Annotated in this window: 21 protein-coding genes; 7 read left to right on the top strand and 14 right to left on the bottom strand. The window is 36.8% G+C overall.

Annotation, left to right across the window (positions count from 1 at the left end):
* Window positions 1-18 precede the first annotated feature (18 nt).
* Window positions 19-678, bottom strand: a complete 660-nt coding sequence (gene cas9 / locus D8M05_RS00605; RefSeq protein ID WP_121127621.1) for a type II CRISPR RNA-guided endonuclease Cas9 — start codon at window positions 676-678, stop codon at window positions 19-21.
* 402 nt (window positions 679-1,080) lie between these two features.
* Here cas9 and D8M05_RS00600 point away from each other — a divergent pair, with 402 nt between their 5' ends.
* Window positions 1,081-1,896, top strand: a complete 816-nt coding sequence (locus D8M05_RS00600) for an alpha/beta fold hydrolase (RefSeq protein ID WP_121127620.1) — start codon at window positions 1,081-1,083, stop codon at window positions 1,894-1,896.
* A 50-nt stretch (window positions 1,897-1,946) separates the two neighbouring features.
* Here the strand turns inward: D8M05_RS00600 and D8M05_RS00595 are convergent, their stop codons facing one another.
* From D8M05_RS00595 to D8M05_RS00570, 6 genes are all read right to left on the bottom strand, one after another.
* A complete protein-coding gene (locus tag D8M05_RS00595; RefSeq protein ID WP_183072659.1) occupies window positions 1,947-2,390 on the bottom strand; it encodes a CBS domain-containing protein in 444 nt (147 codons plus the stop codon).
* Window positions 2,391-2,574: 184 nt separating this feature from the next.
* Window positions 2,575-3,453, bottom strand: a complete 879-nt coding sequence (nikC, locus tag D8M05_RS00590; RefSeq protein ID WP_121128004.1) for a nickel transporter permease — start codon at window positions 3,451-3,453, stop codon at window positions 2,575-2,577.
* Window positions 3,454-3,513: 60 nt separating this feature from the next.
* The gene (locus tag D8M05_RS00585; RefSeq protein ID WP_121127618.1) at window positions 3,514-4,515 is read right to left on the bottom strand and encodes an ABC transporter permease; all 1,002 of its coding nucleotides are present in this window, start codon (window positions 4,513-4,515) and stop codon (window positions 3,514-3,516) included.
* A gap of 123 nt (window positions 4,516-4,638) precedes the next feature.
* The gene (locus D8M05_RS00580; RefSeq protein ID WP_121127617.1) at window positions 4,639-6,342 is read right to left on the bottom strand and encodes an ABC transporter substrate-binding protein; all 1,704 of its coding nucleotides are present in this window, start codon (window positions 6,340-6,342) and stop codon (window positions 4,639-4,641) included.
* 40 nt (window positions 6,343-6,382) lie between these two features.
* Window positions 6,383-7,363 (bottom strand): ABC transporter ATP-binding protein, encoded by a 981-nt coding sequence (locus D8M05_RS00575; protein WP_121127616.1) that lies wholly within the window; start codon window positions 7,361-7,363, stop codon window positions 6,383-6,385.
* Window positions 7,338-8,354, bottom strand: a complete 1,017-nt coding sequence (locus D8M05_RS00570) for an ABC transporter ATP-binding protein (RefSeq protein WP_121127615.1) — start codon at window positions 8,352-8,354, stop codon at window positions 7,338-7,340. Before D8M05_RS00570 ends, D8M05_RS00575 begins: the two co-directional genes overlap by 26 nt.
* A 360-nt stretch (window positions 8,355-8,714) precedes the next feature.
* On the opposite strand from D8M05_RS00570, the gene D8M05_RS00565 reads away from it, so the two are divergent.
* The 3 genes from D8M05_RS00565 to D8M05_RS00555 all read left to right on the top strand — a co-directional run bounded on the left by D8M05_RS00565 (window position 8,715) and on the right by D8M05_RS00555 (window position 11,044).
* Window positions 8,715-9,578, top strand: coding sequence for a glutamine ABC transporter substrate-binding protein (locus D8M05_RS00565; RefSeq protein ID WP_121127614.1), 864 nt, complete (start codon window positions 8,715-8,717; stop codon window positions 9,576-9,578).
* 84 nt (window positions 9,579-9,662) lie between these two features.
* Window positions 9,663-10,325 carry an amino acid ABC transporter permease gene (locus D8M05_RS00560; protein WP_121127613.1) on the top strand — a complete coding sequence of 221 codons (663 nt, stop codon included), beginning with the start codon at window positions 9,663-9,665 and terminating at the stop codon, window positions 10,323-10,325.
* On the top strand, window positions 10,322-11,044 hold the full coding sequence (locus tag D8M05_RS00555) for an amino acid ABC transporter ATP-binding protein (RefSeq protein WP_121127612.1): 723 nt from the start codon (window positions 10,322-10,324) through the stop codon (window positions 11,042-11,044). The genes D8M05_RS00560 and D8M05_RS00555 overlap by 4 nt, the downstream gene beginning before the upstream one ends.
* Window positions 11,045-11,092: 48 nt before the next feature.
* On the opposite strand, the gene D8M05_RS00550 is transcribed toward D8M05_RS00555, so the two are convergent.
* Window positions 11,093-11,236, bottom strand: coding sequence for an FbpB family small basic protein (locus D8M05_RS00550; protein ID WP_121127611.1), 144 nt, complete (start codon window positions 11,234-11,236; stop codon window positions 11,093-11,095).
* Window positions 11,237-11,370: 134 nt separating this feature from the next.
* Window positions 11,371-12,285, bottom strand: a complete 915-nt coding sequence (locus tag D8M05_RS00545) for a phosphatidate cytidylyltransferase (RefSeq protein ID WP_121127610.1) — start codon at window positions 12,283-12,285, stop codon at window positions 11,371-11,373.
* A 95-nt stretch (window positions 12,286-12,380) separates the two neighbouring features.
* Here D8M05_RS00545 and D8M05_RS00540 point away from each other — a divergent pair, with 95 nt between their 5' ends.
* Window positions 12,381-12,923 carry a hypothetical protein gene (locus tag D8M05_RS00540; RefSeq protein ID WP_121127609.1) on the top strand — a complete coding sequence of 181 codons (543 nt, stop codon included), beginning with the start codon at window positions 12,381-12,383 and terminating at the stop codon, window positions 12,921-12,923.
* A gap of 85 nt (window positions 12,924-13,008) precedes the next feature.
* Here the strand turns inward: D8M05_RS00540 and D8M05_RS00535 are convergent, their stop codons facing one another.
* Complete coding sequence (locus D8M05_RS00535; RefSeq protein WP_121127608.1) at window positions 13,009-13,509, bottom strand: DinB family protein; 501 nt, start codon at window positions 13,507-13,509, stop codon at window positions 13,009-13,011.
* Window positions 13,510-13,827: 318 nt separating this feature from the next.
* Window positions 13,828-15,210, bottom strand: coding sequence for an NADP-specific glutamate dehydrogenase (gene gdhA, locus D8M05_RS00530; protein ID WP_121127607.1), 1,383 nt, complete (start codon window positions 15,208-15,210; stop codon window positions 13,828-13,830).
* A gap of 146 nt (window positions 15,211-15,356) precedes the next feature.
* Here gdhA and gltC point away from each other — a divergent pair, with 146 nt between their 5' ends.
* Together gltC and D8M05_RS00520 are read left to right on the top strand one after the other, a co-directional pair.
* Complete coding sequence (gene gltC, locus D8M05_RS00525; protein WP_121127606.1) at window positions 15,357-16,268, top strand: glutamate biosynthesis transcriptional regulator GltC; 912 nt, start codon at window positions 15,357-15,359, stop codon at window positions 16,266-16,268.
* A gap of 31 nt (window positions 16,269-16,299) precedes the next feature.
* Window positions 16,300-16,875, top strand: coding sequence for a Maf family protein (locus D8M05_RS00520; protein WP_121127605.1), 576 nt, complete (start codon window positions 16,300-16,302; stop codon window positions 16,873-16,875).
* A gap of 712 nt (window positions 16,876-17,587) precedes the next feature.
* Here the strand turns inward: D8M05_RS00520 and D8M05_RS00510 are convergent.
* From D8M05_RS00510 to D8M05_RS00500, 3 genes are all read right to left on the bottom strand, one after another.
* Window positions 17,588-17,977, bottom strand: a complete 390-nt coding sequence (locus tag D8M05_RS00510) for an RDD family protein (RefSeq protein WP_121127603.1) — start codon at window positions 17,975-17,977, stop codon at window positions 17,588-17,590.
* 120 nt (window positions 17,978-18,097) lie between these two features.
* Window positions 18,098-18,535 carry a flavodoxin domain-containing protein gene (locus tag D8M05_RS00505; RefSeq protein WP_121127602.1) on the bottom strand — a complete coding sequence of 146 codons (438 nt, stop codon included), beginning with the start codon at window positions 18,533-18,535 and terminating at the stop codon, window positions 18,098-18,100.
* A 9-nt stretch (window positions 18,536-18,544) separates the two neighbouring features.
* Complete coding sequence (locus D8M05_RS00500) at window positions 18,545-19,582, bottom strand: ribonucleotide-diphosphate reductase subunit beta (protein WP_121127601.1); 1,038 nt, start codon at window positions 19,580-19,582, stop codon at window positions 18,545-18,547.
* Between the last annotated feature and the right edge of the window lie 9 nt (window positions 19,583-19,591).

Below are 19,591 nucleotides of genomic sequence, written 5' to 3'. Positions count from 1 at the left end.
CGGAGACGAAGGAAGGATTCAAGCTTGTCGATAAACGTTTTGAACAAGTTGACGAGCGTTTCGACAGATTAGAACAGAAATTTGACAGAAGCCAAGTTCTATATCAGTTCTTGCGAGAACATGGGAGTAATCTCCACCCTTATTACGCTTTCTACCGTTGAATTTCTCATCTAACACTAGCATTTCAGCAACTGTACGATAATTATTTTCTTCCATGAGGGTAGCATTTTCTTTAACAGCCTGTAGAAGGACGCCAGCCTCGCCTGCTTTTGTTTCGCTTTTACGATTTGATTTAAATCCTCGATTTTTTGCATAGTGAATTAGGATTCTAGCAAACTCTCTATCGGTTAATTTCCTCTCCACACCATTAACACGAATTAGCCAGATATCAAAATCCTCTTCTTCCCAATTATATAGCTGATTCGCCTGTATTTCGGATAGTAGACCCTTCTTTATAATAAAATCGCGTACTCTACCAACTCTATATCGTCGTCTCCTTATTCTCCTTCTTGCTGACCTCGCTTCACGTCTTGGTGTAGCAAGTAATGAGCCGTTCTTTGGATTTTCCGCAACGTCAAAAACTCGAGAATTCAAGTCCTCGATTCGTTCTTTGTCTAGATTAATAACAGCCCAACCGACTGATGAAATCCCAATATCTAGTCCTATGCTATATCTCACTAGAATCACCCTAATTAATGTATTTTTAGTGCTTTGTGCCCTATTTTAGATATAAAAAAAATGACTAAATGCATTTAGTCATAGTTGTAATGGGGAACTCCGCGTATGCGAAGCTAGGCGATCCCCAACGCCACGGCTTAATGCCTTACCATAATAACTTACCTGTGAACACTGATGTAATATAATTCAAACGACCTTCCCCTAGGTCGTTATATCTATCATATAAAATATAAAAAATTTTTCAATATTTTCTGTTATAATTATTTTCAGAGTGGTACTGTCACCCGTTCCGTTACGTTCAGTAGTAATACATCAAATAAATAAGAATCACAGACCGTTCTTACGGCGTATCTACTAGAATATAATATAACAAATCTATTCATGATAAAAGGAGTTGAGCACATGTCTACAGTAGGTGGAAAGTATATCGAAGTTGATTCTGGTGTAGAAATTTTTGTTCAAGACGTTGGACAAGGTGATGCAATTGTATTTATTCCTGGTTTCACTTTCACTACGGAGGTTTTTTCGAAACAAGTGGATTATTTTTCAAAAACAAATCGTGTGATTGTTATTGACCCACGAAGCCATGGGAGATCAACGGTTACTGTACAGGGAAATGATTATGTTACACACGGAACAGATTTGGCTAACGTGTTACAACAGTTAGATGTAAAGAATGCAACACTTGTAGGTTGGTCTTTTGGCTGCTTTACTGTCTGGGAGTATATCAAACAAAACGGAGTAAACAACATTAGATCGATCGTCATGGTCGATATGCCAGCAAAATCATTGTCTATAAATAATGAGGATTGGGTAGAAGGTTCACTTGATGATATTGCTGCAATTTACAGTACGTATTTACGCAATCCGCAGGGTCAGAGGCAATTCATTACGGATTATATTCAACAAGTAATGGTTCAGCGGGAACTAGAAGAGGAAGAATTAACATGGCTTGTGGAACAATCATTAAAAACACCATATTACATTGCGGCAAATCTATTTGCATCAGGTATGTTTTCCGATTATCGTGCTCATGCAACATCAGTGGGGAATTCTATTCCAACATTAACGATTGTTGCTGAGCATTGGTCGGAAACTGCAGTAGCATACACAAAGAAACTTTCCCCAGAGTCTGAAATCGAAGTATTAGGTGGACATATGATGTTCTGGGAGCATAGTGATCCATTTAATCAAATCATTAAGAATTTTATTAAATAGTAGCACCCCAAAAGATGGCTTCGTTTCGTTATCTTTTGGGGGTCAATCCATTACATTACATTTAATACTTTATCCGTTATTTTCCGAATGACGTCTCCACGACTAACAATCCCAACCACTTGCTTCGCACCATTTATTACTGGTAACTTTTTAAAGTGATGTTTTGATAATATTTTTAATGCGGTTTCTAAGTCGTCATCTTGGTTTAAAGTTACCACATTTTTTTTCATAATAGACTTTATCTCATCGGTACCTCGATGCGGAATAACCTCTTCTAAATCTTCTTTATAAAACATTAAGTAGGAACTATATGTTTTTGGACTGATATGCCTTAACACATCTCCATCACTAACCATCCCAATTATTTGACTGTAATCGTTTACAATCGGAAGACCACCAATTTTATTTTTTGATAAAGTTTCCAATAATGTTTTTATCGTATCATCCTCTTTTAACATATACACATCTTTAATCATAAAATCCCTTACCAACATTACGCTCATCTCCTATTCGGGTGCCTGTCACTTGTCGAGTTTTGTTGTAATTTGTCGAGGTTTGATTTTCACATTATTATTATACCACATTTCATAAAATTAGTGAATAACTTCACAAGGATGCCTTCTTCCAAAACAATAAAGCCTTGCTTATCGAAAGCAAGACTTTGACATACACTAATCATTAATGCTTCATTTTCGGATCTAATGCGTCTCTAAGTCCATCTCCAATCAAATTAAATCCAAGAACAACTAACATGATGGATATACCTGGTGCAAATAACGTCCAAGGGGCTAGTTGAATAAAATCACGAGAATCAGCAAGCATTTGGCCCCATTCTGGTGTTGGAGGTTGTACCCCGAGCCCCAAAAAACCAAGTGCCGCTGCTTCAAGTATGGCTGTACCAAAACTTAATGTTGCTTGTACAATTATTGGAGCGATACTATTTGGTAAAATATGATGAAAAAGAATCCTGCCGCTCTTCATTCCTTGAGCTTTAGCAGCCATGATATATTCTTCCTCACGCAAACTTATTACTTTAGAACGAACAAGTCGACCAAAGATAGGGATATTTACAATGGCTATCGCTATTAAGGCATTTTCTAAAGACGGACCTAAAATCGCAACGATAGCAATTGCAAGTAATATACTTGGAAAAGCTAGTAATATATCAAAGATTCGTGAAATAAGCATATCGATCCAGCGCCCAAAATACCCTGCAAGGATACCTAATAAAGTACCAAAAACCAACGCACCCGTAACAGCAAAAAAACCAACCTGTAGGGAAACCCTTGCCCCGTAGGCAATTCTTGTGAAAATATCCCTACCTATGTGATCTGCCCCTAACCAATATTCTTCAGATGGTGGGTGGAGCCTGTTAGCTAGATTCTGTTCTTCATACGTATACGAAGAAAGAACTGGTGCTAAGAGACCGAGTAAAATAAAAAATAGAATAATTGTAAAACCAATAATAGCAAATCGGTTTTTCCTTAATCGTTTGAAAGTATCTTTCCAGGGAGATATTGCTTCTTGTTCTTCCAACTCTATTTCTTCAAGATTCATAGGGTTTGCTTGTTGTTCCGCATGTTTTTTTATTTTACTTGTTCCCATATGCAACTCCCCCTAATATTTAATCCTTGGATCAATTATCTTGTACATAATATCAACAATAAGATTTACCATAACAAAGATAAATGCAATGACTAGAATTCCCGACTGGATAACGGGATAATCCCTAAAACTTATGGCTTCATAAACATATCTACCAATCCCTGGCCAGCTAAAGATCGTCTCTGTTAGAATCGCTCCACCTAATAGTACCCCTGTTTGTAAACCAATTACAGTTAAGATGGGAATAATTGCATTTTTTAATGCATGCTTATAAATTACTAAAAATTGACTACCACCTTTTGCACGAATGGTTCGAATGTAGTCAGATTTCATAACCTCTAGCATACTTGAACGTGTCATTCTTGCAATAATTGCCATTGGTATCGTACCTAAGGCAATGGCTGGTAATACCAAATGTTTTAAGATCGTAAATGCTCGTTCAAAATCAAGATGTATTAACGAATCCAACACGTAAAATTGTGTAATTGCAGCGATTGGATCCCTACTATCCTGTCGTCCATAAGCAGGTAGCCATCCAAGTTCCTGTGCAAAAATCCACTGCTCCATCAATGCTAACCAGAATACTGGCATCGATACACCAACAAGCGCAATAATCATTGCAAGAAAGTCAAACCAAGAATTTTGTTTCCATGCACTAATAATGCCCGCATTCACTCCAATGACAATAGCAAATATCATGGCAAAAATAGTTAACTCGATTGTTGCAGCAAGATGGGGCCAAATTTCACTAGAAATTTCAGCCTTTGATCGTAGGGAGGTACCTAAATCACCTTGTAACAGGTCCATAAAATAAATTCCATACTGTACCCAATAAGGTTCATTTAATCCCATACTTTCTTCTAAGTCTGCTATGGCTTCAGCAGTTGCAGCCTCTCCTAAAATTACCTGTGCTGGATTTCCTGGGATAAGGTGAACAATGGAAAAGGTAATAATTGTCATTCCTAATAGGACTGGTATGAGCATGAACAACCTTCTTACAATATAGGCAAACATTTTTTCACCCCTTGTTCGTTATCGTTATGTACGCTATAAATTCCTTATTTATTTGAACGAATTGGGAAAATGGATTCAAGGGAAAGGGTAGTAGCAAGCAACTACTACCCCCTCTTGTAACGGTTACTGAGCTAATTCAACTTCTTCTAATGATTCACTTGTTGAAGGATGCGGCACATAATTTAATACACCACTACCAGCTGCTAATACAGGAGTAGAATGTACTAATGTTACCATCGGAGAGTCTTCCGAAATTAATGCTTGTGCTTCCGCATATAGCTCAGCACGTTCATCCTGATCAACAGAACGCTTTGCTTGGTCTAATAGCTCATCAACCTCAGGACTGTTATAAAACGTATTGTTACTACTTCCAATATTTGAACTATGAAGTAAACTACTTAAGAAATAGTCTGGATCGCCATTGGTACCGGACCATCCCATAATGTACATTTGATGTTCACCTTGTTCAGTCATCTCTAAGTACGGTGCCCACTCATGACTTGTAATGGTTACATCAACACCAACGTCCGCTAGATTGTTTTGTACAATTTGTGCAACTGTTTCTGGATCTGGCATATATGGTCTTGCTGTCGGTGACATCATCAATTCAATTTCTAAGTCATCCACATAACCTGCTTCTTCTAGTAACTCTCTAGCTCGTTCTGGATTATAATTATAACCTTCAACATCATCGTTATATCCTAGATAACCTGGTGGTAATGGATTCTTCGACGTAGTTGCATAACCAGCATATAAAGCATCTGCAATTGCTTGCTTATCAATTGCGTAATTGATTGCTTGACGGACTTCTTTCTGATCAAATGGTGCTTTTTGCGAATGGAATCCAACATATCCAAAGTTGTTCTCTGAACGCGTATAAAGCCCAATTCCTTCTTCAGATTCAATACCTGCAGCATCATCTGGATTTAATCCATCCATAATATCTACTTCACCAGACCGTAGCGCAATTAAACGAGCAGAGTTATCTGGGATTACCTGGAAAATAACTCTATCTAATTTAGGCAAGCCTTCTTTACGATAATCCTCAAATTTCTCTAAAACAATGGAATCATTCTTTGTCCAACTAGCAAATTTAAACGGCCCAGTTCCCACTGGATTTTCATTAATTCCAGAGCCATACTCCTCAAGTGCTGCAGGAGAAGTAATTGCGAAGTAACTCATTGCTAAATTTTGCAAGAAAAATCCAAGTGGTTGATTCAGAACAAATTCAATTTCATGATCATTAATAACGTTAACTTCCTCTACGACATGTCCTTCATCACCTTTATATCCACCAAACATTGTTCCATACATGGAATATACATACGCTGCATCTGAAAATGCATACTCATGTTCTGGGTCTGCCCAACGGTCGAAATTAACTTTAACCGCTTCGGCGTTAAATTCTGTTCCATCATGGAATGTTACCCCTTCCTCAAGATAAAAGGTATAACTTAATCCATCATCTGAAACCTCCCAATCATGTGCAAGCCCTGGTTTGATTTCAAAAGAATCAGCTTCAAAATCGAGCAACGTTTCGAGAACTTGTTTTGTTACTCGTGATGATTCTCCATCTGTTACACTTCCAGGATCTAAACCTTGTGAATCCCCACCTCTTGCAAATACAAGTACTTGATCACCAGTGGCTTCGGTAGGTTCTTCAGATGTTTCTTCTTCACTCGTTGAAGAATCATTTGTAGTTTCCTCCCCATTATCAGTGGATGACGTGTCATCATTACTGCTTTGACTACCGTCTCCACTACACGCTGCAAGAACTAGAACAACACTAATGAGTAAAGCGAATAAAAGCGAAAACTTAAATCTCATTTTTGTTTTCTTCCCCCTTTATAGCTATTTAATATATTTTTTACTGCACTCCATCTTGATAAAGATGACATGCAACAAAATGATAATTCTCAACGGCTTGAAATTCCGGCCTTTTCTGTTTACAAATATCCATAGCATGAGGACATCTTGTATGAAAGGCACAACCTGTTGGTGGGTTTTCAGGGCTTGGTACGTCCCCTTTTAAAATAATTCTTTCCTTTTTTATATCTGGGTCTGGATCAGGTACTGCAGATAAGAGTGCTTGTGTATAGGGGTGTTTTGGTTCTTCATATAATTTATCTTTCGTTGTTAATTCAACCATTCTTCCTAGATACATTACTCCAACACGATCACTAATATGTTTCACCACACTTAAATCATGAGCGATAAATAGATAGGTAAGATGGTATTCATCTCTAAGTTTTTCCATTAGATTGAGAATTTGTGATTGAACAGATACATCGAGTGCAGAAACGGGTTCATCACAAATAATTAATTGTGGGTTATTCGCTAAAGCCCGAGCAATTCCTATTCGTTGTCTCTGACCTCCACTGAATTGATGGGGATATCTTGATGCATGATAACTACTAAGTCCTACGACTTCTAATAATTCTTTTACACGACTTGACCTCTCTACTTTCGAAGTCATCCCATGAACCAATAATGGCTCTCCAATAATTTTTTCAACTGTATGCCTTGGATTGAGTGATGCATAGGGATCTTGAAAGATAATCTGCATATCCCTTCTTAATTTTCGTAATTCTTCCGTATTTAGTTTTGTAATATCCTGTCCATTAAAGGTTATTTCACCTTCTGTAGGTTCAATTAATCGCAGAATTGATTTTCCTGTTGTAGATTTACCACATCCAGATTCACCGACAATCCCTAGTATTTCTCCTTTATTCACTGTAAAAGAAACATCATCAACCGCTTTTACATGTCCAACCTTACGACCAAGGATTCCACTTTTTATAGGAAAGTACTTTTTTAAGGACTTAACTTCTAATAGAGGACGCTGCACGATCTATCCCATCCCCTTTCTTCTCGTCATATAAGAAACATCTACTCTTTCGTTCCCCTTCAATTAAAAACAATTCTGGATCTACTTGAAAACAACGATCAAAGGCACGCTCACATCTAGAGGCAAAACGGCAACCCTTACGATCCATTTTCGGTTTTGGTACTGTACCTGGAATGGAATAGAGTTTTTGTTCTTTTTCATGTAATTTAGGCAAAGACTTAATTAATCCTTGTGTGTACGGGTGCTTTGGATCTTTTAATATTTCTCTTGTTGTTCCTTCCTCAACTACTTGTCCCGAATACATTACAACAACCCTCTCGCAAATTTCTGCTACTACGCCTAAATCATGCGTTATTAATAGAATCGCTGTTTCTTTCTCGTCATTTAGAATTCTCATTAAGTCTAAAATTTGTGCTTGAATGGTTACATCTAGCGCAGTTGTCGGTTCATCGGCAATGAGGATTTCTGGTTCACATGACATGGCAATTGCAATCATTACACGTTGCCTCATTCCACCTGACAATTGATGAGGATATTCGTCAATTACTTGCTCTGCACGGGGAATTCCTACACGCTTTAACATGTTAATCGATTGTTCCTTTGCTTCTTTTTTACTTATTTTCTGATGAATACGAAGCGCTTCTATCATTTGATTACCAATCGTGAATAGTGGATTTAATGAAGTCATCGGTTCCTGAAAAATCATTGAAATTTCGTTTCCTCGGATTTTCTTCATTCGCTTTTCGGTAGTTAAAGCAAGATTCTCACCTTTAAATCGAATCTCTCCTCCGACGATTTTACCTGGGGGACTAGGAATTAATTGCATGATAGAAAGAGAGGTTACACTTTTCCCACAACCAGATTCTCCAACAATACCAACTACTTCACCTTTATGTACCTTGATACTAACTCTATCGACAGCAGGAATTTCTCCATAATCTGTAAAGAAATGTGTGCTTAAATCCTGTAATTCTAAGATGACCTCTGACAAAGTATCTACCCCCTTTAATAAAATATAGTTCTTATTATTTATAATATACTGAATTATTTTTAAAATATCAAGAAAAAGATTATTCTAATCTATTATTGCGTCTTTTATCAAGTCACCTGTATTTTTAATTCTATATCTAAGTCTAAAAGCATAATCTAATTTAAAGAATACGTAAGCATGACAGAAGATATATACGTATCCAAGTCTTATTCTTCTCTAAACACCTTTTTTTGGTTATTTTCACGAAATACTAGTTTGAATTGAATTTTCTAAAAAGTATTAAGTTTGCTACTATTTAGATGCGCTAGTTGTCCATACAGTTTTTAAAGAAAACAAAAATCTATTCAAGGGGGCTTTTTAATGAAAAATAGAAAGTTGCAGTTCGGTTTTATTGTGTTTTCTCTTGCTTTTATTCTTCTATTAGCAGCATGTGGCGGGAATACGGAGGAAACATCAGGAGGTGGCGGAAGTACAGATGATGAAACAACTGCTAGTGAAGGGACGACCGATGAAGAAGCAAACTCAAATGAAAATAGTTTAAACGATTCTTACACCATTGTTAGTGATAATTCATTTGTACCATTTGAATTCGTTGAGGATGGAGAATTGGTAGGCTTTGATATCGAGCTTATCAAAGCAATTGCAGAAGAAGCAGGATTTGAAATCACAAATGGTGAAATTGAAACAACGAATTTCGATGGAATTATTCCAGGGCTACAAACTGGTCAATTCGAGATTGCAATCGCGGGGATTAGTATAACAGAAGAAAGAGCACAAGTTATCGATTATAGTGATCCATACTATGAATCTGGCTTAGCCATTGGAGTACAAAGTGATAATGAAGAAATAAATGGATTAGAAGACTTAGAAGGTAAAACAATTGCTACCCGATTAGGTTCAACCAGTTCAGCGTTTATAAAGGAAAATATTGAAGGTGCTGAGCCAAATGAATACGAACAACTTGACCAAGCCTATTTAGCTGTTGAAAATGGTAGTGCAGACGCCATCCTTTACGATGCACCAAATGTAAAATACTACATTGCAACTACTGGAGCTGGAAAACTAAAAGTAGTTGGTGACTTATATCAAGCTGAGGACTATGGAATTGCTATTACAAAAGGAAATGAAGAACTCGTTGAAGCAATCAATGATGCTTTAGCGACATTGAGAGAAAATGGAACCTATGATGAAATCTATAATAAATGGTTTGGTTCTCAAAATTAACATTCCCGTTACGAAGTAAAATACAATCAAAATAAGACTTATCTCATTTAAGATAAGTCTTATTTTGCTCCAAGAGGTGAAAACATGGAAGGGAAATTTAATTGGGCTAGTATCATTGACTTTTTACCAGAGCTTGGGACTGGCCTCTATTATACATTATTAATATCAATTGTCGGACTTTTAATTGGTTTTGTTTTAGGTGCTATATTCGGTCTAGGACGAATATCTAGGAATAAGCTATTTTTTGGAATTTCATCTATTTATATCGAAGTCATACGTGGTACCCCAGTACTTGTGCAAGCGATTTGGATATTCTTCGCACTCCCATTAATTACTGGTTATAATATGGAATCTATCACAGCTGGTATCGTTGTTATTGCAATAAATTCTGGGGCTTATATTGCGGAAGTTGTTCGTGGCTCCGTTCAATCCATTGATAAAGGACAAGTAGAAGCTGGACGTTCCCTTGGCCTAACACATAACCAAACAATGCGTTATATTATATGGCCACAAGCATTCAAACGAATGATTCCACCATTAGGTAACCAGTTTATTATTAGTATTAAGGATACATCTCTCTTATCTGTTATTCTTGTTCCAGAACTTATGTTTCAGGGAAGGTTAATTGCTTCAAACTATTTTAACGCTGTTGAAATTTATACAGCTGTAGCAGTCTTCTATTTAGCGATTACCTTAACCCTATCCTTTGTACTACGCTATATTGAAAGAAGGTTGGATGTCCAATGATTACAGTGAATGATTTGAATAAACAATTTGGTGATAATGAAGTGTTAAAAGGAATTAATTGTGAGATTAAGCCTTCAGAGGTTGTTTGCGTAATTGGTCCAAGTGGATCTGGTAAAAGTACATTCCTTCGTTGCCTAAATATGCTGGAAACGATAACAAGAGGCGAGGTTATTGTCGATGGCTTCAACTTAAATGATTCGAAAACAGATATCAATATGGTTCGAACCGAAGTCGGCATGGTGTTTCAACAATTCAACTTATTCCCGCATAAACGCGTGATTGAAAATATTATGCTAGCACCTGAAAAAGTACGTAAAATTTCCCGTAGTGACGCAAGAGAACGTGCGATAAAACTACTCGAAAAAGTTGGATTAGCAGAAAAGGAAAATCAATATCCATCTCAACTATCCGGTGGACAACAACAACGGGTAGCCATTGCAAGAGCACTCGCAATGGAGCCAAAGTTAATGTTATTTGATGAGCCAACTTCAGCACTTGACCCTGAACTTGTTGGTGAGGTGCTGGAAGTAATGAAGCAACTAGCACTTGAAGGGATGACGATGGTTGTCGTAACACATGAAATGGGATTTGCCAGAGAAGTGGCTGACCGTGTCCTATTTATGGATGAAGGGATAATTATGGAGGAAGGCGATCCTGAGCAAATCTTCTCAAACCCTAAATCAGAAAGAACGAAGGAATTCTTGAATAAGGTTTTGTAGATTAATATGCCTGTTCCCACTAAGTATGGAACAGGCACTGTTATTTGATTAATGATACTGTTTTTCCTTCGCTATATCTGTATGCTTCTTCTCCAAACGCAACTCGATTTGAGATATTCGTCTTTTATCTCCTAACAATTCCTGTTTATTTTGTTGAACCAATTTTTCAAAATTTAATGCCTTGGGTCTCATGTTACATTCTCCTTGTTATGTTATTACTTTTATTATACCCCAAATAAGCACAATATAAATAGAATTGTTCGAACATTTTATGAATAATTTATTTTTCATATTATTTCATTAATAATTAAAAAACTAACTTCCCCTCACATGAAGTCAAAGAAATACCGAATAATATGGAAAAAAACGGGTGAGGTATAAGTTAAACTATCAATTCGACTTAAATGACTATCTTTAAGTACAGCTTGTTTTTCACTATTCCCAATTAAAAGGTCCCGCTTTAAAACGGCGATTGTTAAACTTCCAAAATAACCTGCAATACTAATGATTACTCCTGATAGAATTCCAAATTTCAAATCAAATGGTGTTAGATATGGGTAAAGAACATAGGAAATACCTGTTGTCACAAACAATGCCACCATAAATCCTTCCCACGTAATATTCGGATTGGCCGACGGAGCAACTCTTCGTTTCCCAAAGTATAGGGATACAAGGTATTGTATGACATCATTCAGCTGAGTCAATAGAACTAAAAACAACACTAAATTCGAACCAAATTCTGGAGATGCTATCTGATAATATGCTAAATGACTAAGACCAAACACCATAAGCATTAATCCCCATTGCGTGAAACTTACTGACCTGAGAAATCCAATCGTTCCTTTACCAATAATTCGTGGTAATGGTAAAAATAAAAAGACATAAATAGGAATAAAAACAATAAACATCCCGTACCAACCAATATAAATCCAATAAAATTGTAGCGGGATCATGAGATATGACCAAAGAAATAAACGTCTGTCCGATTTTCTTGTTTTCATCATCGAAAAATATTCCCTTAATGAAAAATAACAAAGCACCATTAAGGAAAGCAGAGAAACTGCTGGATTAAATAATGTCGCAAAACAAAAGATGACAAACATCCCCCACCACGTTTTCACCCGAAGTTGAATGGTTGAGAAATCCTTGTTGGGCTGTGTTTTGCTCGCTATGAAAAATACAAGTGTCGCAAGTATTAGTGCCAAAAAAATAACAGATAATGTCCAAATCGTTTGAGACATGTGTCCACACCCAATCTTTTATTAAAAACTGCATTCATTTTACTAGATTTCGTTTATAATGAAAAGATGAAGAACTTATTTAAAGAGGGATATATATGAGTCATAAACATTATGTATATATTATGCTTTCTGATACAGGGACCATCTTTACAAATATAATTAAAAAGTATACGAGGGCTCCTTATAATCATGCGTCCCTTTCATTTGACCCTGAATTAAGAGAAATGTACAGCTTTGGAAGAAAAAATCCAAAGAATCCTTTAAACGGTGGTTTTGTTAAAGAGAATGTATTTACCGGGACATTTAGTAGATATCGAGAAACAACTTGTGTCATTTATAAACTGGAAGTTACCGATCGGGAAGTTGAGAAAATGAAAAGAATTCTTGAAATTTTCATTAGAAATGACAATAAATTTCTCTATAATATTCTAGGAGTCATTGGTGTCTCTTTAAAAGAACCGATTGAATTCAGTAATTCCTACTTTTGTTCACAATTTGTTGCCGAAGTCCTTCGCCGCTCGGGGATTAAACTATGGGATAAGCTCCCTGTAATGGTTACTCCAGATGATTTCCGAAACAATGAACGCCTTCAATTAATATACGAAGGAAAGCTCTTTGACTATGAAGCTATTAAATGACTTGGTGAGGGAAATAGTAGGGGCGGTTCTTCTGCTTCATAAGTGCTCGCAACAAGAGAAACTAATCCACATAAAAAAAGAATAATCAAATAAGGGATTTAATATCTTTTATTTGCTCAATGTGACGTTGTTCATGCAAATAGATTTGTTCAATCCACTGATTGAGGGGTAAGTCTCCCAAGGCAGGATGCTTTACTGATTTTTGTGCTAAGATTGATTTATCTTCTATCGTACAAAGAAAAGTCATCAATTTTTTTCTGGAATTATGCAACATATCAAGTACTTGCTGAAATTCAAAGGATCCAGCGTCAGGTTCAACAACTTTTGGAGCTTTATACTTCTTAGATCTATCTAAAATTTGGTGAACTTTCTCATTTTCTTCATGTGTATTCTTTCCTTCTATTAATCCCCAGGCAATCGCCTTTGTTGATGACTTTTCCACTAAAACTAAATGATGGCAAATTTGTGCGATACTCCACGTATCCAATTCAGGACGAAAATTAAATTGTTCTAGACTTAATGAAGATATCTCCTCAATAAGATTATTTCTCATCTCATGCAGCTTATCATTTACGAAACTACTCATAATCTTTCCCCTCTCTATTTAGATTCCTATTCTCTATATATTCACCACGATGAAAAGTATTCTCCAAAACAAAAAAGCCATCCCCACATGTTAAGTGTGTCCAGCACTTAACGGGAATGACTCTTATCTTCAAATCACTAGTATTCTAAGATATTTTCATTATATAGCGGTAAAATCACGATATCAACTGGTAATTATATCAAGTTTTGCAGGGTAATCAGTTATTCTTTTTATATTTACCAAAGATATAATCTGAAATCCACCAGAAAAAAGCATCAGGCACTTTATAATCTGCGCCCAATACTTATTCATCCTATATTATATAACTCCTTGTTCAATCATAGCATCTGCTACTCTTACAAATCCAGCTATATTTGCACCGACAACGATATTACCTTCTACACCATATTCTGACGATGCTTTGACACTTTTACTATAAATATCTTTCATAATGATTTGCAATTTTTCATCGACTTCTGCCTCTGTCCACGCTAGCCTTGCACTATTTTGTGCCATTTCAAGAGCTGAAACAGCAACACCGCCTGCATTGGCTGCTTTAGCAGGTGCAAATAAAACATTATTTTCTATAAACACATCAATGGCTTCTTGGGTCGATGGCATATTAGCACCTTCTCCCACTGCCTTAACCTCATTCTCTACTAACATTACAGCAGCTTCTTTATCAAGCTCATTTTGTGTTGCACACGGCAGCGCAATGTCACATGGGACGGACCATATTCCTGCACAACCAACTTTAAACGTCGAATCTGGGTGGACTTTTACATATTCATATATTCGTTTATTTTCTACTTCTTTTAACTGCTTGATCGTATCTAGATTAATCCCATTTGGATCATAAATGTAGCCACTTGAATCACTACATGCTACGACCTTTGCACCTAACTGCATCGCCTTTTCCATTGCATAAATGGATACATTTCCTGAACCAGATACAACGACCGTACTCGCGCTAAAGCTTAGATCCTTGTCCTTTAACATTTCTTCCACAAAGTAAACGAGGCCATATCCTGTTGCTTCTTTCCGACCTAAACTACCACCGTAACCGATGCCTTTTCCTGTTAATATGCCAGCTTCATATGCACCTTTTAACTTCTTATATTGCCCAAACATATAACCTATTTCTCTTGCTCCGACTCCGATATCACCTGCAGGAACATCGGTATCTGGCCCGATATGCTTACTTAATTCCGTCATAAAGCTCTGACAAAAACGCATAATTTCCATATCCGACTTTCCTTTTGGATCGAAATCAGAGCCACCTTTTGCCCCACCAATCGGTTGCCCAGTTAGGGAGTTCTTAAATATTTGCTCAAATCCCAAGAATTTTACTATACTAGTATTAACAGACGGATGAAATCTGAGCCCACCCTTATATGGACCAATCGCACTATTAAACTGAACACGGTAACCACGATTAACTTTTACATTTCCATTGTCATCCACCCATGGTACTCGAAAGGAAATAAAGCGCTCTGGTTCAACGATTCTGTCCAATATCGCCTGTTTGATATATGTTGGATTTTTCACAAGTACAGGCACTAAGGAGTGAAGTACTTCTTTTACAGCTTGTTGGAATTCCAGTTCGTTCGGATTACGTTCCTCAACATATTTAATTAAACGATCCACATAATCCTTGGCATTTTGTAATGGTGTGGCTTTCATTTCTTCAAGTACTTTCATGATTATCATCCCCTAATTTTTTAAAAATTTGCCGAATTACTTTTATTTCTTCTATTTTCATTTTATAATTTTATAAATGATAGTTTCAATATGTATAATCGATGAAATCAATGCGTTTTTTGCATGAATACATGGAGTGATCAATAATGGAGACGAGACAGATTCGATATTTTTTAAAAGTTGCTGAGATGGAGCATATGACAGAAGCAGCAATTTCCTTACATGTTGCACAATCTTCCGTTAGTAGACAAATTTCTAATTTAGAAAATGAATTAGATGTTGAGCTTTTTATTCGTGAAGGAAGAAGGGTAAAATTAACCCCACTAGGCAAAATATTTTATGACCGTATGAAGCAAGCAATGAACTTGATGGACGATGCAAAGAGAGAAGTAAAAGAATATATGAACCCAGAAAAGGGAACCGTTCGAATTGCATTTCCGATTAGCATGGCGGCACACACACTCCCATCCATTATTTATGCCTTTCGCACAAGATATCCAGAAGCACAATTCGAAATGAGTAATGCACTTTATCCAGACTTAATTAAAGGTGTTGTTAACGGTGAATTTAATTTAGCAATGATTGCACCGATGCCAATTAAGGAACATGAGAAAAAAATAACTGGAACAACCTTATTCACGGAAAATATAGTCGCACTCTTGCCACTCCACCATCCATTAGCTAACAGGACATCCATCCTCTTACGTGAACTGAAAGACGATCCATTCGTTGTACTTCCGGAAGGGTTTATTTTCAGGGATCAAGTTGTACAAGCTTGTAATGTAGCTAGATTTTCACCACAAGTTGCCTTTGAAGGAAAAGACATTGATGCATTAAAAGGTTTAGTCTCTGCTGGATTAGGTGTCGCATTAATGCCAGAGAGTACATTAGTGGATAACACACCACGCTCAACTGTCATGATCCCATTAACAGATGCCAATCTAACACGTACTGTCGGTGTCATCTACCCAACACAACGCGAGCTACTCCCGACAGAACAATTATTTTATAATTTTTTACTTGAAATCTATGAGCGATTAAATGAATTTAAGAAGTGATACACTTTTACCAACCATGGAGGAATGCCAAATGACAAAGCATCTTATTCTAGCATCGTCTTCACCGCGAAGACAGGAATTATTACATCAAGTAAAGATTCCCTTTACCATCCGAAAACCTAATGTCGATGAATCACAAGTTAAGACAACCGACCCATTTGAAAAAGTAAAACAATTAGCAATACGAAAAGGTCATAACCTTCAACTTGAGAACAAAGATGAAGTATTGTTGTCTAGTGACACCGTTGTATCGTATAAAAAAGATATTTTTGAAAAACCAAAAAATAAAGAAGAGGCTTATCAAATGATTTCTACCCTAAGCGGCAACATCCATGAGGTATTTACCGCTGTGATGATTCGTTCCTCAGATGATGAGTTTATATTTGTAGAAAGCACGAACGTTGAATTTTGGCCTCTACGTGAAGAAGAAATAAATTGGTATATTTCCACAAATGAGCCTTACGATAAGGCAGGCGCGTACGGCATTCAACAGACTGGAGCTATGTTTGTAAAACAAGTTATTGGTGATTACTACAACGTCGTTGGGCTACCAATCTCCCGTGTGGTTAGAGAGCTTCGTAGGTTTTCAGTGTACCCAGAAGCATGATTGAACGACTATAAATAATGCATAATGAGACTGGGACAAAAGTAATTTATTATTGAAAAACCCGAAAAATGCTTCAAATTCCTGCATTATAATTCAATTTTTGTATAGACTTCGGATCTATTTAATTCAGTATTGTGCAAAACACATCGTTCCGGAAACACACTTCGCTTTCCACGGGCGGCTGGTGAGCCTTCTTCGTGCTAACGCACTACGTAGTCTCACCTAGGCCTATCCTCCCATAGGAGTCTCCGTGTGTTTCCTCCACTGAGTTTAAGTTACTAACCATTATCTCCTGCGATATGGAAAGTCAAAAGCATTGTACTACCTCACCAGTCCGGGAGAGTGGAGGGCGGTGACTCCTGCGGGAATAGCACGTGTCCGAAGACCCCGCAGCGGCGTTTTTTCCGCGAGGAGGGCTGAGGCCGTGCCCGCGGAAAGCATCCGCCCGGAGCGATCCCCGGACGGCGAGACTTGCTCCGATTTAAGATATTCTGAATTAAATTAGTCCGAAGTTTACATCAAACTCTGAATTAAAATTTGGTTATAGAAAGTAGAAAGTTAATATTCTAAGCTTCCTATCCTTTAATTGCTCTTCTTTAAGTGGAAGGTTATAGTTATTATTTCCCAGCCTCATTACGGTTAAAGATATTAAATGTAAATACGCTTCCCGATATTCGCCAATATTCCCCAGGAAATGATAATTACCATCCCGTTATACTTCCTTTACCACTGTCCCTGCATAGCGGTCGTGCGGAAATTCCGCCCCATCCTCACCTTCAAATCCTTCTCGATCTTTCATAAAATCAAACGTAGCAACTGTATCCCGATAAGCCATTCGTTTTAGGATTTGATTACATGTTAATTCGGAGCCTTCCTCGCTCTCAAGAGCTATTCCCATTGTTTTATAACCTATCGTTTGTCCACTTTTACGTAACTGCGCATATTCAAGTGACCACATCACTACTGTTGGGGTTACCAAAGCATGAAACGCCTCATTTTTTATTTTCTTTCTTAATAGACATTCAACTCCAGCAGTAACAGCTGTTGAGATTGCTAGATCAATAAAAAATGCCTTCGTACGTTTTTTCGAAATGGATTTCATTAAAACTCCTCCTTTTTATGTAACCTATCTGACAATACGATTTTCATATAGGATTGGTTTCAAATGTAAAATAATATTTTTTGCTAAATCAACGATTAGCCCATCCCTTAACTCAGTTAATTAACTGGAGCGAACCCCAACACACTTTTCAACAAACGTAACACATTTCTTTTTATCTTGCGCTTGCGGGAATAATTCTACCTTTAATGTAACAGCTAATCTAGTATTTTGATAAAGGACATCTCTAAATTTATCTACTGCAGCACAAAAGTGTGAGAAAAAGCGATCACCAGTACCAAACACCCCTGTTACGAGATGCGGCTGTTCATGTTTCTTCATCCATTCAAAGAGTAAATGCATTTCTTTAGGTATATCAGCTTTTCCCCAAGTATATGTGCCAATAACGAAAACATCATAATGATGAATCCACTGAAATGAAAATTCTTCCACTGGATAGACAAAAACCTCACAGTCCTGTCGCTTAAATTGTTCTTCTAATAGTTTTGCCACCCCTTCCGTATTCCCAGTAACGGACGTATAAACAATTCCAACTCTCATAGGAACAACCTACAATTCGTCAAAGCCATTATCTTGAGATACCTTCGTATAGGTTCGTGATTTCTGTTCAAAGAAATCAGATTTCGTTTCATTAATCATTTCATCACTGAACACTCTAATCCAAGGTAGTGGGTTTTCTCGCTCAGGGAATAAATTCTCTAACCCCAATTGACGGAAACGCTTATTTGCTAGATATTCCAGATATTCCTCAAATTCCTTAAGATCAATGCCTTCTATATCCTTTAATATAAAATGTGCCCATTCACTCTCTAATTGTACAGCTTGCTGGATGGTATCATAGACGTACTGAATATTCTCATCCGTATTCAAATGTGGGTTCTCCGTTAACATGATTCGGATAAATTGCGTAATAAAATAACAATGTTGCATTTCATCCCTTTGAATATAGCTAATCATTGTGCTCGTTTTTAACATTTTTTGCTGCCGTGCCAAATTATAAAAGAAAGCAAATCCAGCATAAAAGAAAATTCCTTCTAAATTAATCGATTGAACTCCTAACTCAAACAAGCTTTGAGATGTAGGTTCCTTCCTGAATTTCTCATACTTTTCTAAAATTAATTGATTACGTTTCCTTACAATTGGGTCATCTTTCGCTTCGTTAAAGCGTTCTATTTGTTCACTTACGGGTATTAAGGAACTCAATATATAAGAATAGGATTCATTATGGACAGCCTCTTGTTGAGAAATAACCGCAAAAATTGCTTTAAAGCTCGGATCTGTAACATAATCCATTACTTGTGTCATCGTCGGTGTTTGTAAACTATCTAACGAAGCAAGTTGTGTATTAATACGTAGGAACACATCCTTTTCTTTTGGTGATAAATGATCCCACTGCTTAATATCGTCTTGCATACTAATTTCTTGTGCCTTCCAAAAATTTGATAATAATGTTTGGTACAACTGATACATTTGCGGATAGGCAATATCATTCCAATTTAATATTCCTGATGCTTGTCCATTAATTAATCCTGTTGATTTATTTGGAAAAGACGGATTAAGCAATTTTATTTTTTTTAATGTTTCCATTTAGATCCT

Origin of the sequence: Oceanobacillus bengalensis, assembly GCF_003628445.1 — a bacterium.
Classification (GTDB): Bacteria; Bacillota; Bacilli; order Bacillales; family Amphibacillaceae; genus Oceanobacillus; species Oceanobacillus bengalensis.
This window is presented reverse-complemented; position numbering and strand designations above follow the sequence as displayed.